Annotated in this window: 10 protein-coding genes; 4 read left to right on the top strand and 6 right to left on the bottom strand. The window is 56.0% G+C overall.

The features are described 5' to 3' along the window. The first annotated feature begins 179 nt into the window (after nt 1-179). The 3 genes from pntA to ACOKCT_RS11100 all read left to right on the top strand — a co-directional run bounded on the left by pntA (nt 180) and on the right by ACOKCT_RS11100 (nt 4336). Nucleotides 180-1709, top strand: coding sequence for a Re/Si-specific NAD(P)(+) transhydrogenase subunit alpha (gene pntA / locus ACOKCT_RS11110; protein WP_103179413.1), 1530 nt, complete (start codon nt 180-182; stop codon nt 1707-1709). Nucleotides 1710-1719: 10 nt separating this feature from the next. Then, a complete protein-coding gene (pntB, locus tag ACOKCT_RS11105) occupies nt 1720-3108 on the top strand; it encodes a Re/Si-specific NAD(P)(+) transhydrogenase subunit beta (RefSeq protein ID WP_103179414.1) in 1389 nt (462 codons plus the stop codon). A gap of 112 nt (nt 3109-3220) precedes the next feature. Then, a complete protein-coding gene (locus ACOKCT_RS11100) occupies nt 3221-4336 on the top strand; it encodes a mechanosensitive ion channel family protein (RefSeq protein WP_103179415.1) in 1116 nt (371 codons plus the stop codon). 35 nt (nt 4337-4371) lie between these two features. Here ACOKCT_RS11100 and uspE read toward each other — a convergent pair whose 3' ends face one another. From uspE to ACOKCT_RS11070, 6 genes are all read right to left on the bottom strand, one after another. Next, the gene (gene uspE, locus ACOKCT_RS11095) at nt 4372-5322 is read right to left on the bottom strand and encodes a universal stress protein UspE (RefSeq protein WP_103179416.1); all 951 of its coding nucleotides are present in this window, start codon (nt 5320-5322) and stop codon (nt 4372-4374) included. Between the two features lie 137 nt (nt 5323-5459). Beyond that, nucleotides 5460-6212, bottom strand: coding sequence for a fumarate/nitrate reduction transcriptional regulator Fnr (gene fnr / locus ACOKCT_RS11090; protein WP_032617879.1), 753 nt, complete (start codon nt 6210-6212; stop codon nt 5460-5462). Between the two features lie 182 nt (nt 6213-6394). Further along, the gene (gene ogt / locus ACOKCT_RS11085) at nt 6395-6910 is read right to left on the bottom strand and encodes a methylated-DNA--[protein]-cysteine S-methyltransferase (RefSeq protein ID WP_103179417.1); all 516 of its coding nucleotides are present in this window, start codon (nt 6908-6910) and stop codon (nt 6395-6397) included. A 12-nt stretch (nt 6911-6922) separates the two neighbouring features. Next, a complete protein-coding gene (abgT, locus tag ACOKCT_RS11080) occupies nt 6923-8449 on the bottom strand; it encodes a p-aminobenzoyl-glutamate transporter (protein ID WP_103179418.1) in 1527 nt (508 codons plus the stop codon). A gap of 36 nt (nt 8450-8485) precedes the next feature. Continuing rightward, on the bottom strand, nt 8486-9931 hold the full coding sequence (locus ACOKCT_RS11075; RefSeq protein ID WP_420193486.1) for a M20 family metallopeptidase: 1446 nt from the start codon (nt 9929-9931) through the stop codon (nt 8486-8488). Continuing rightward, the gene (locus tag ACOKCT_RS11070; RefSeq protein WP_420193485.1) at nt 9931-11241 is read right to left on the bottom strand and encodes a M20 family metallo-hydrolase; all 1311 of its coding nucleotides are present in this window, start codon (nt 11239-11241) and stop codon (nt 9931-9933) included. The genes ACOKCT_RS11075 and ACOKCT_RS11070 overlap by 1 nt, the downstream gene beginning before the upstream one ends. Before the next feature lie 174 nt (nt 11242-11415). Between ACOKCT_RS11070 and ACOKCT_RS11065 the strand changes: the two genes are divergently transcribed. Further along, entirely contained in the window at nt 11416-12324 is a 909-nt protein-coding gene (locus tag ACOKCT_RS11065) for a LysR family transcriptional regulator (RefSeq protein ID WP_103179421.1), read from the top strand. The last annotated feature ends 328 nt before the right edge of the window (nt 12325-12652 follow it).

Raw genomic sequence — 12652 nt, 5'->3', positions numbered from 1 at the left:
TAAAAAGTGTTTTCTTGCTGTGGATCACAGGCGGTATTTTCAGTAGGTTATAGAAAGTTTGTTACTGTTTTATTTTCTGCGGATATGCGTGAGTAGCAGGTTAACGCCTGTTACCGTCGTTATATATCCGTGATGAATATTCGACAAACCATCATCAAAAACCGATGGAAGGGATTACTATGCGTATTGGGGTACCAAGAGAACGGTTTGCCAATGAAACCCGTGTAGCAGCGACACCAAAAACGGTGGAACAGCTGCTGAAACTGGGTTTTACCGTCGCGGTTGAAAGCGGCGCAGGCAAGCTGGCAAGTTTCGATGACGAGGCGTTTGTTCAGGCGGGCGCAGAGATTGTAGACGGCGCAAACGTCTGGCATTCGGACGTCATTCTGAAGGTCAATGCACCAGAAGAGGATGAAATTGCGCTGCTCAATCCGGGCACCACGCTGGTGAGCTTCGTCTGGCCAGCCCAGAATCCGGAGCTGATGGAGAAGCTGGCGGCGCGCGGCGTCACCGTCATGGCGATGGACTCTGTGCCGCGTATCTCGCGTGCGCAGTCGCTGGATGCCCTGAGCTCAATGGCGAACATCGCCGGCTACCGCGCCATCGTCGAGGCGGCGCATGAGTTTGGTCGCTTCTTTACCGGCCAGATCACCGCTGCGGGTAAAGTCCCACCCGCGAAAGTTATGGTGATTGGCGCAGGCGTTGCCGGTCTGGCCGCCATTGGTGCGGCGAACAGCCTCGGCGCAATCGTTCGTGCTTTTGATACCCGTCCGGAAGTAAAAGAACAGGTGCAGAGTATGGGCGCCGAGTTCCTGGAACTGGACTTCAAAGAAGAGGCGGGCAGCGGCGACGGCTACGCCAAAGTGATGTCCGAAGCCTTTATTAAAGCCGAGATGGCGCTGTTCGCTGCCCAGGCGAAAGAGGTGGACATCATTGTCACCACTGCGCTCATTCCGGGCAAACCGGCACCGAAACTGATCACCCGCGAAATGGTCGACTCCATGAAGGCCGGTAGCGTGATCGTCGATCTGGCCGCGCAAAACGGCGGCAACTGCGAATACACCGTTCCGGGTGTGGTCACCACCACCGCTAACGGCGTGAAGGTGATCGGCTATACCGATCTGCCGGGCCGTCTGCCAACCCAGTCCTCCCAGCTCTACGGCACCAACCTGGTGAACCTGCTGAAGCTGCTCTGCAAAGAGAAAGACGGCACGATCACCGTTGATTTCGAGGACGTCGTCGTGCGTGGCGTCACCGTGGTCCGCGAGGGTGAGATCACCTGGCCGGCACCGCCGATTCAGGTTTCCGCGCAGCCGCAGGCCGCCGCCAAGGCTGCTCCAGCCCCGAAAGAGCCTGAAAAACCTGCTTCGCCGTGGCGTAAGTACGCCTTGATGGCGCTGGCCATTATCCTCTTTGGCTGGCTGGCAGACGTTGCGCCGAAAGAGTTCCTCGGCCATTTCACCGTCTTTGCGCTCTCCTGCGTGGTAGGTTACTACGTGGTGTGGAACGTTTCCCATGCGCTGCATACGCCGCTGATGTCGGTTACCAACGCCATCTCCGGGATCATCGTGGTCGGAGCATTATTGCAGATTGGTCACGGCGGCTGGGTCAGTTTCCTGAGCTTTATCGCGGTACTGATCGCCAGTATCAATATTTTCGGTGGTTTCACCGTGACTCAGCGCATGCTGAAAATGTTTCGTAAGGGATAAGGGGTAACCTATGTCTGGAGGATTAGTTACCGCTGCATACATTGTTGCCGCGGTCCTGTTTATTTTCAGCCTCGCGGGGCTTTCAAAACATGAAACGTCGCAGCAGGGCAATAACTTTGGTATCGCCGGGATGGCGATTGCGCTGATTGCCACGATTTTCGGACCGGACACCGGCAACGTCGCGTGGATCCTGGTGGCGATGATCATCGGTGGTGCGATTGGTATTCGTCTTGCCAAACGCGTTGAAATGACCGAGATGCCGGAACTGGTGGCGATCCTGCACAGTTTCGTCGGTCTGGCCGCGGTGCTGGTTGGCTTTAACAGCTACCTCTATCACGAACCGGGTATGGAGCCGATTCTGGTTAATATCCACCTGACTGAAGTGTTCCTTGGCATCTTCATCGGGGCGGTAACCTTTACCGGTTCTATCGTGGCCTTCGGTAAGCTGCGCGGCAAGATCTCCTCTAAACCGCTGATGCTGCCAAACCGTCATAAGCTGAACCTCGCCGCGCTGGTGGTGTCGTTTCTGCTGATGGTGGTCTTCGTGCGCACCGACAGCGTGGGCTTGCAGGTACTGGCGCTGCTGGTGATGACCATCATCGCGCTGGCATTTGGCTGGCACCTGGTGGCCTCTATCGGGGGGGCCGATATGCCGGTGGTGGTTTCCATGCTGAACTCCTACTCCGGTTGGGCGGCGGCGGCGGCGGGCTTTATGCTGAGCAACGACCTGCTGATCGTCACCGGTGCGCTGGTGGGTTCAAGCGGTGCGATCCTCTCCTACATCATGTGTAAGGCGATGAACCGCTCGTTTATCAGCGTGATCGCCGGGGGCTTTGGTACCGACGGACAGACCTCCGGCGGTGACGAAGAGGTGGGTGAGCATCGTGAAATCAGCGCCGAAGAGACTGCCGACATGCTGAAAAACTCGCATACGGTCATCATCACCCCAGGCTACGGCATGGCGGTGGCGCAGGCGCAGTATCCGGTTGCGGAAATCACCGAACGTCTGCGTGCTCGCGGCATTAAGGTGCGCTTCGGTATTCACCCGGTTGCCGGGCGTCTGCCGGGCCACATGAACGTGCTGCTGGCAGAGGCGAAAGTGCCTTACGATATCGTGCTGGAGATGGATGAGATCAACGACGACTTCTCCGACACCGATACCGTGCTGGTTATCGGCGCCAACGATACCGTCAATCCGGCGGCACAGGACGATCCGAAGAGCCCGATCGCCGGTATGCCGGTTCTGGAAGTGTGGAAGGCGCAGAATGTTATCGTCTTCAAGCGCTCCATGAACACCGGTTACGCTGGTGTACAGAACCCGCTGTTCTTTAAAGAGAACACCCACATGCTGTTTGGCGATGCCAAAGCCAGCGTGGATGCGATCTTAAAAGCGCTCTAAGCCTCTCTTATCCACAGTGAATAAACCGCCCAACAGGGCGGTTTTCTTATTTCTGCCGCCAACGTATTCCATCTGTCTATACTTTTAACTTTGTGTGAAGGGAGGAGAGATAATGCGGTTTTTGTCCCACTTCGATTTTCTGGCGCTCATGATGACCCCCACGTTTTGGATTGGCTTCGGTACCGTGGTGGTGGTGACGCTTCTGGTTTACTGGCTGTTAAAGCGCATCATCACCTTTGTACACAAGGGGATCACCAACTGGGGCGATAAACATCCCACCACACGCCGGATGCAGCTGATCCTCACCGAGATGCTGAACAGAACCAGCCGGGTCATGCTCTTTGTGGTCGCTTTTCTTATCAGCCTGCGCTTCGTGGAACTTCCTGACCGCCTCTCCGGCACCCTCAGCCACGCCTGGTTCCTCGTGCTGGCGATTCAGGTGGCGCTGTGGATGGATCAGGGGGTGGTCTCCTGGCTGCGACACGTTATGCTGGCGCCGGGAAACCATAAAAACCCGGTGACTCTGGTGATCACCGGCCTGATCCTGCGGGCGATTGTCTGGTCAGTGATGCTGCTCTCTATTCTTGCCAACGCCGGCGTCAACATCACGGCGCTGGTAGCAAGCCTGGGGGTCGGGGGTATCGCCATTGCCCTGGCGGTGCAAACCATCCTGAGCGACGTCTTCGCTTCGCTCTCAATTGGGTTCGATAAACCCTTCGAAATTGGCGATTTCGTGGTGTTTAACGACGTGGCCGGGACGGTGGAGCATATCGGTCTTAAAACGACGCGTATTCGCAGCCTGAGCGGGGAGCAGATTGTCTGCGGTAATGCGATCCTGCTTCAGCAAACGCTGCACAACTATAAGCGTATGCAGACGCGCCGAATCGTCTTTACCTTCGGCGTCGCCAGCGACACGCCGCCTGAGAAGCTGCGCATCATTGGCGATAACGTGAAAAAAATCATCACCGATATCGGCGAAACGCGTTTCGACCGTGCCCATCTGCTCGGTTTTGACAAAGACCGTCTCACCTTTGAGGTGGTGCATATCGTGAACACCGCAGATTACAACAAATACATGGATATCCAGCAGGAGATCAATATCCGTATCCTGGAGAGCCTGAATGATGAAGGGGTAAAACTGGCTCTGCCAAGCATGGTGCTGCATGCACCGTGGATGAAAGAGGGCGAGAGGGCACAGCCTTCGACACAGCCTGTCACCGAGAGCTAGAAAAAAAGCCCGCCAATTGGCGGGCTTTTTTATGTTTAGTCGTCTTCGTCGTCGTCGAGCTCAACCGGGGTTTGATACTGATCGGGCTTGATGACCAGCAGATCACAGCGCAGATGGTCGATCACCTGTTCGGCGGTGTTGCCGAGGAAGGCGGCTGAAATACCGGTGCGGCCAATAGTGCCTAACACCACGATACCGGCCTGCAGATGCTCGGACAGATCGGGGATCACCTCTTCAGGCAGCCCTTTTTCGACATGGGTCAGTTTTTCATCGATACCAAATTTTTGCCGCAGGGATTTCATCGCCAGCAGATGCTGGCCGCGGATGGCGTCGTTATAAACGGTCGGGTCAAATTCCGGGAGTTCGATGGCGATGTTGATGGGCGTAACCGGGTAGGCGCCCACAAGGTGGACTTCGGTATGGTTGACCTTCTCGGCGAGATAGAGCGTCTCTTTGATCAGCTTCTCGTTGAGGGCGTTGTGGTAGTTCTCTTCGCTGGCGAGATTGACCGCCACCACCGCTTTGCCGCCTTCCGGCCACGGCTGGTCTTTAACCATCCACACCGGGCACGGGCATTTGCGCAGCAGGTGCCAGTCGGTCGGCGTGAAAATCACCGCCTCGAGCTTGTCGTGCTGATGGGCCATTTTCAGGAGCAGATCGTGTTCGCCGCTCACCACTTCCTGGATGATGGCTTCAAACGGACGGTTATGCCACACCACCTTAATCTCAATGGGTACACCGGCATCAAGATAGAATTTTGCCTGTTCGCGGATCCAGGCCGTACGCTGGCTGATCACGCCCTGACGCATGGCGGTGCGTTCGTCAGGCGACAGAAGGGTGGTCATTTCGTAAGAAAAGTCATATATCGGCAGAAACGCTTTGATTCTGCCACCAATCCGTTGATGTAAATAGACAGCTCGTCGTAACGCCGGTTGATCGTCCTGATTAGGATCGATGGCCACCAGCATGTTTTGATACTTTGCCATACAGGTCTCCTTACTACTGTCACCACAGTCTGTAAGTAAAAGAGTAACCTATATATCTGAAATGAAACAGAGGGGAAGTTTTGCCAGATCAATAAATCAGTAAAATTACCGATCTGGCAAACAGAAGTCAGATGAATTTATGCGACGTTACGCGAGTGGCCCGCCAGCACTGCCAGCGCTTCACCATTCTCAATGGTGATGTATTTCCCTTTTACCGCCAGCATGCCGCTTTTCTGGAAACGCCCCAGCAGACGGCTGATGGTCTCAACGGTCAGGCCCAGGTAGTTACCGATATCGCCACGGGTCATGGTCAGACGGAACTCACGAGGAGAGAAGCCGCGCTCGGCGAAACGACGGGAGAGGTTGTAAATAAACGCGGCCAGGCGTTCTTCTGCATTCTTTTTGGAAAGCAGCAGAATCATATCCTGATCCCCTTTGATCTCACCGCTCATCAGACGCATCATCTGCTGGCGCAGGTTAGGCATTTTGCCTGACAGATCGTCCAGCGTTTCAAACGGGATTTCGCAAACCATTGAGGTTTCCAGCGCCTGGGCGAAGCTCGGGTGGTTACCGGTGCCGATGGCGTCAAAGCCGACCAGGTCGCCCGCCAGGTGGAAGCCGGTGATTTGCTCGTCGCCCTGTTCGGTGATGGTATAGCTTTTAATAGTGCCAGAGCGGATAGCGTACAGCGACTTCAGTTCGTCTCCCGCTTTAAACAGCGTCTGCCCTTTCTGAATCGGCTTTTTACGCTCGATAATATTATCAAGCTGATCAAGCTCGTGCTCATTCAGGGTAAACGGGATACAGAGCTGGCTGATGCTGCAGTCCTGACAATGGATAGCACAACCGCCAGACTGAATGCGTCGAATAATTCGCTTTTCCGGGATCATAGGTATGCTCAAGCCTTAATTGATATTGGTCAATTTTAACATCTTTTTTGACCCTGCGTAAGCCTGCTAAACCATCAATAAGGTCAAGAAGCGTGAATGTGTCAGCATCTTCTTGAAATTCCACAACTTGGTTGCGGATATTTCAATTAACTTAAGGAATATTAAGCACTAAAAGCCTGGAACTACAGCAGTAAATAGCCTTCATGACGCAGTAACCACTCTTTGCGCTGCACCCCGCCAGCATACCCGGTGAGGGTGCCGTTACGTCCGATAACGCGATGGCAGGGCACCACAATACTGACCGGATTGGAGCCGTTAGCTGCCCCGACGGCACGCGCCGCACCCGGGCGGCCAAGCTGTGCTGCCAGCTGCCCGTAGTGCATCACCTGGCCGCAGGGAATGGAACGCAACGCCTGCCACACCTCACGCTGAAAAGGGGTACCCGCGGTGGCGGTTGGCAGGGTATCGATAATGCTGAGATCGCCCTCGAACCAGGCGGTGAGCTTTTCGCTCAGCCCGCCCGGATTGCTGGTGCTGATGCGCTCGTAGCCCTGCGCCCGGTAGTGGATATTCAGCAGCTCCACCATCCGGTTGCTGTGCTCCTCCCACTCAACGGCGCGCAGGTTGAATTGCTCATCGGCAATGACCCACAGCGGCCCAAGGGGCGTAGCAATTTTGTCTTCGAGTAATCTCAGCATCTGGCACATTCCTTAGTTCAGTCGCGGGTAGACCCCTGGCCCGATAGGCAGGCCGACAAGATACCACGCCACCAGCATCAGCAACCATACCCCTAAAAAGATAAGCGGATACGGCAGCACCAGCGAATAGTAGGTACCCAGTTTCGCCTCGGGCTTGTAGCGCTGCAGGAAGCCTAAAAACAGCGGCACAAAGGGGGAGACCGGCGCCAGCGGGATGACCGATGAATCCGCCACGCGAAAGAGGATCTGCGCAAACGCCGGATGGAAACCCAGCAGCATGAACATCGGCACGAAAATAGGGGCCAGGATCGACCAGATGGCCGAGCCGCTGGCGATAAACATGCAGAGCAGGGACGACAGCAGCGCCAGGCCCACAAACGCCGGCACGCCGCTCAGCCCGGCACTCTCCAGAATATCGGTCAGCCCCACCGCCATAAATTTGCCCATGTTGCTCCAGTTAAACATGGCGACAAACTGCGCCAGCGGGAACACCATCACGATAAACCCGGCCATCTCCTTCATCGGCTCGATCATCAGCTGCGGCAGATCGCCCTGACGACGCACTTTCCCGGTAGCGATACCGTAGGCCAGCGAGACGACAAAGAAGAAGAGGATAATCAGCGGCACGATGCCTTTGATAAACGGCGAAGGCAGAACGGTATGTTTCACCGGATCGCGCAGGATACCGCTCTCCGGCACCACCATCAGCGCAATGGCGGCGATAAAGAGCAGCGACACCACCCCAGCCACCCGCAGCCCCCGGCGCTGCTCTGGCGTTAATGCATCCAGCTTTTCATCGCTGTTGCCCTGCCACTTGCCCAGACGCGGCTCCACGATCTTATCGGTGATCAGCCCCCCGACAAGGGTCAGCACAATCACCGAGCTGGCCATAAAGTACCAGTTGTCGATCACGCTGACGTGCATCGCAGCATCGATGGATTTTGCCGCTTCGGTGCTGATACCGGAAAGCAACACGTCGGTGGTGACGATCAGCAGATTGGCGGTAAAGCCACAGCCGACCCCGGCGATGGCCGCCAGCAGACCCGCCACCGGGTGCCTTCCCACCGCAAGGAAGATCAGCGCTCCCATCGGGGGCATGATCACCAGCGCGGCATCCGATGAGATATGGCTGAAGAAAGCGATAAACAGCACCATATAGCTGGCGTAACGCGCGCTGACGTGGGAGGCCATCTTGACCATCAGCGCAGGCAGCAGGCCGGAACGTTCAGCCAGACCCGCTCCCAGCACCAGCGCCAGGATGGCCCCCAACGGCGCGAAGCCGCTGAAGTTTTTAACCACGTTCGGTAAAAACCAGTGCAGACCTTCAACGCTGAGCAGATTCTTTACCGCCACCATGCTGCCGTCAGCCGGATTACGGGCGCTGACGTCAAAGGCCGACAATATGGCGGTAGCGACCATCAAAATCACAATCAAATAGATAAATAGCAGGAAAGGATGGGGCACTTTATTACCGATCCTTTCAACCCAACCATAGAGCTTGCCGGATGGGGAATGCGAAGGTATGGATGACATACTCATGGGCGTTCCTCGGGAGTGTTGTGTTGTTGTGTTTTATTATTTTAAAGGTGACGGTGTCACGTTTTCTGGAATCGGGCAAACGTACGGTTTTTCAGTGATTTGTTGAGTAAACTCCTCGCGGCAGGTGGCCAGCAGCGCCGGATCCTGAAGAAGCGCCAGGGCTGTTGCGCCCATCACTTTGCCCGCCTGGAGCATGCCTTTATGGGCGATGGAGGTGCGGCCCTGGGCAACCAGCTGCCAGGTATGGAGCGGCGTGCCCACGGTAAAGCAGGGGGTGAAGCACTGGGCAACCGGCATTTTCCAGCTCACATCACCCACGTCAGTAGAGCCCGCCAGTACGTTATCGGTGATGGCATAAGGGGCCACCTCGTCAATCAGCAGGGTCTGCTGATGGCGGCGGGCAAACTGCTTACCCTCTTCACCCCCGGTGGCAGCGATATTTTTCAGGCTGTTCTGCAGATCGTTGTCGCTCAGCGTGGCGCGGATCTCCGCCGCGAAGCCGCGCTCCTCGTCGCTCCACTCTGGCGTACCGTAATGCTGAACGGCGCGGTACATGGCGGCCTCCAGGGTGCGGTTAGGCAGGTAGCTGGAACAGGCCTTTTCAAAGCGTCGCTCCACGGTGGTTTCGGTCATCAGCGCCGCACCCTGGGCAATCTTTTCGATACGCTCATAGATCTGCTGCGCGTCAGCCATCTCCGGGGCGCGGATCAGATAGAGGACTTCCGCCTGAGCCTGCACCACATTCGGTGAGATGCCGCCGGTATCGGTGATGGCGTAATGGACCCGGGCTTTTTCAATAATATGTTCATTGAGAAAATTGGTGCCGGTGGTCATCAGGGTGACGGCATCCAGCGCGCTACGGCCAAGATGCGGGGAGTTCGCCGCATGGGCCGCGGTGCCGTGAAAACGCCATGCTACCTGGATGTTGGCCAGGGTGCTGACGTTAAACATCCCGGCGAACGCTTCGGGGTGCCAGGTAACGGCGGCATCCACATCGTCGAACAACCCCTCGCGCACCATAAAGGTTTTGCCCGATCCGCCTTCTTCGCCGGGGCAGCCGTAAAAGCGCACAGTACCGCTGCCACCCTGCTGCTCCAGCCAGCTTTTTACCGCCACCGCGGCTGCCAGCCCGGCGGTGCCGAGCAGGTTATGCCCGCAGCCGTGGCCGTTGGCTCCCGGGGTATCGCTTTGCGGGGTGGCGCAGTGCGCCTGCTGGCTTAATCCTGCCAGGGCGTCATACTCCCCCAGAACGGCGATAACCGGTTTCCCCTCGCCGTAGCTGGCAATAAAGGCGTTCGGTATGCCACCGGCCTCCCGGGACAGGGTAAAGCCCGTCTCTTCCAGGGCGCTGGCAAGCCGTTCGGCAGACCAGAACTCTTCGAAGCGGGTCTCCGGGTGATCCCAGATCGCATCGGCAATGGCGGTAAACTGCTGCGCGCGGGTGTCGATGGCATCCTCAACAAAACGGTAAATTGACGACATTACACACCTCGCGTCCACGGGAAATTAAGCGCGGTACGCGCCAGGGTTTCGATGGCAATCAACATCACCGTCTCATCGAAGTCGAATTTTTCGTTGTGGTGTCCGGCGCTGAGGGTAGTGCCAAATACCATATAGGAGGCAAGCCCGCCGTTTTGCTGGACCCGGGCCATCATCAGGGTGGCATCTTCCGAGCCGGCAGGGGCTTTCACCTTATCGATGGACTGCTCAACGCCTGCCACCTGTTGCGCCTGTTCGCGTAAGTAGTTGACCCACGCCGGGGACGGCGTACTGGAGGTGGCTGCACCCATCAGGCGCAACTCGCTGCTGACGCCATGCATCGCCGCCGCACCGTCAATCACCGCTTTGGCGCGCGCAAAGACGTAGTTGTTAATCGCTTCGCTCTCGCCGCGGGTCTCCACTTTCAGCAGGGCGCTGGCGGGCACGACGTTACGGCCGCTGCCCGCCTGCATCACGCCGACGTTAACCCGCGACGCACCTTCGCTGTGCGGGGCGATGCTGTGCAGGCCGATCGCCGCCTGGGCAGCGGCCAGCAGGGCGTTGCGTCCCTCTTCAGGCTTGCCACCCGCATGCGCCGCCACGCCGGTAAAGCGCACGTCGAATTTAGTGGTGGCCATAAAATTATCGCTGCCGCAGATGACGGTGCCCGCAGGCACGCCGGTGCCAATGTGGATGGCGGTGAAATAGTCCACGCCGTCGAGCGCGCCAGCCGCCACCATCGCCCGTGCGCCGCGGGTACCCTCTTCGGCAGGCTGGAAGATCAGTTTGATGGTGCCGTTGAGCTGCTCGCGGTACTGCATCAGCAGATGCGCCAGTCCAAGACCAATGGTGGTATGCCCATCGTGGGCGCAGGCGTGCATCATGCCGCCGTTACAGGAGGCAAAACCTTCCCGGAAGGGAAGATGGTCGTTGTCGCGGGCTTCATCAAGCTCCAGCGCGTCCATGTCCACGCGAAACGCCAGCGTCGGCCCGGGGCGGCCCGTTTGCAGCGTGGCGACAATACCGGTAAAACCGCCTTCAAAGGCGCTAAGCCATTTTTCAGGCGCGCCTTGCTGACGCGCGCGGGCAAAGGCCTCTGCCAGGGTGGCGTCGTCTGGCAGGCCCATCCGGGTGTCGGCATCGACCACATCCCGGCCCATCGCCAGGTCATAGCCTAGCTGATCCAGTATCTCTGCGACCTTTGCCGCGGTACGGAACTCGACCCATCCGGATTCAGCAAAATGGTGAAAATCGCGTCGCCACGCGGTGAGTTGGGGGAAGAGGGCCTTCAGGTCCTGCGCCAGTCTCTGCATTTCGTTTCCTCTATCATAAGAATATGTGAACTGCTTCACACTGTGATAGTTTTTACTTATCACTAACCGTTTTTTCACAGATTTAACCGTTCGTGGCTTACCCTCGCACAATCAATTCCATTACAGTAGATGACAGTTTCTTTTCTCTGATAAACAACGGTTATCGGTGCCGACATGACATTTCAGGTAAAATTTCACCAGCTGCGGGCGTTCGTGGAAGTTGCAAAACAGGGAAGCATTCGGGGAGCCAGCCGGGTACTGAACCTGTCGCAACCGGCGCTGACCAAATCGATTAAAGAGCTGGAGGAGGGCATCGCGGCGCAGCTGTTCATCCGCCGCAGTAAAGGGGTGACTCTCACCGAGTGCGGAGAGAGTTTTTATCAGCATGCCAGCCTGATCCTCGAAGAGTTACGCAGCGCCCAGGATGATATTCGTCAGCGACAAGGCCAGCAGGCGGGGCAAATTAATATCGGCATGGGCGCCAGTATTGCTCGTTTGTTAATGCCCGCGGTTATCAAACGCTTCCATCAGCAGCATCCGCAGGTGAAGGTGCGGATTATGGAAGGGCAATTAGTGTCGATGATTAATGAATTACGCCAGGGCGAACTCGATTTCACCATAAATACCTATTATCAGGGCCCTTATGATCATGAGTTCACGTTTGAAAAATTGTTTGAGAAACCGTTTGCGATATTTTGTCGTGAAGGTCATCCGGCGACTGGCGCTAAATCAATTAATGAGTTACTGAAATACAGCTGGACAATGCCAACGCCGCGCGGCAGTTATTATAAGCAGCTGGAAGAGATGTTTTCTCATCGCCAACAAATCCCGCATATTGGCGTGGTATGCGAAACGTTTTCATCAAGTATTAGCCTGGTGGCCCACAGTGATTTTCTCAGCATTTTGCCGCAGGAACTGGGTTGCGACCCGCTGCTGGCACAGCGTCTGGTCATGATCCCGGTAAAAGAACCTTTACCAAAAGCCACCTATTACCTGATTCAAAGAAGAGATTCCCGACAGACGCCGTTGACCGATTCATTAATCACACAATTCAGGCGCCATGCCCGGCAGGTTATTTCTTAACCACATTCACCTTAAAAAAATGGAGCCTGTCGACATCCAACAGACCCCACAGTACACACAGCATTGCTCCACATGCGACTCTGCTTATTGTTTCCATAGTGCAGATACCTTTGTATATATCATTTTTTTGACAATAATACAGATAAGAAAGCGCCTGGTTTTTAAAAGTTTTACCTAAGTCATAAAGTTTATCATTAATAAAAATAAACTTAAGTGCGCTTTAATTATTAATTAAAATAACTGTATTTATTATTATTTTCTTACTGGTTGTTTTTTGGCCGTGCAGACAGGGTAACGCCGCATTGAGCCAGGGTGAGGGGGCAGGTAT

It is taken from the genome of Leclercia sp. M-A074-M (assembly GCF_965195605.1).
Taxonomy (GTDB): Bacteria; Pseudomonadota; Gammaproteobacteria; order Enterobacterales; family Enterobacteriaceae; genus Enterobacter.
The sequence above is the reverse complement of the archived record's forward strand: the minus strand, read 5'-3'. Positions and strand labels throughout refer to the sequence as shown.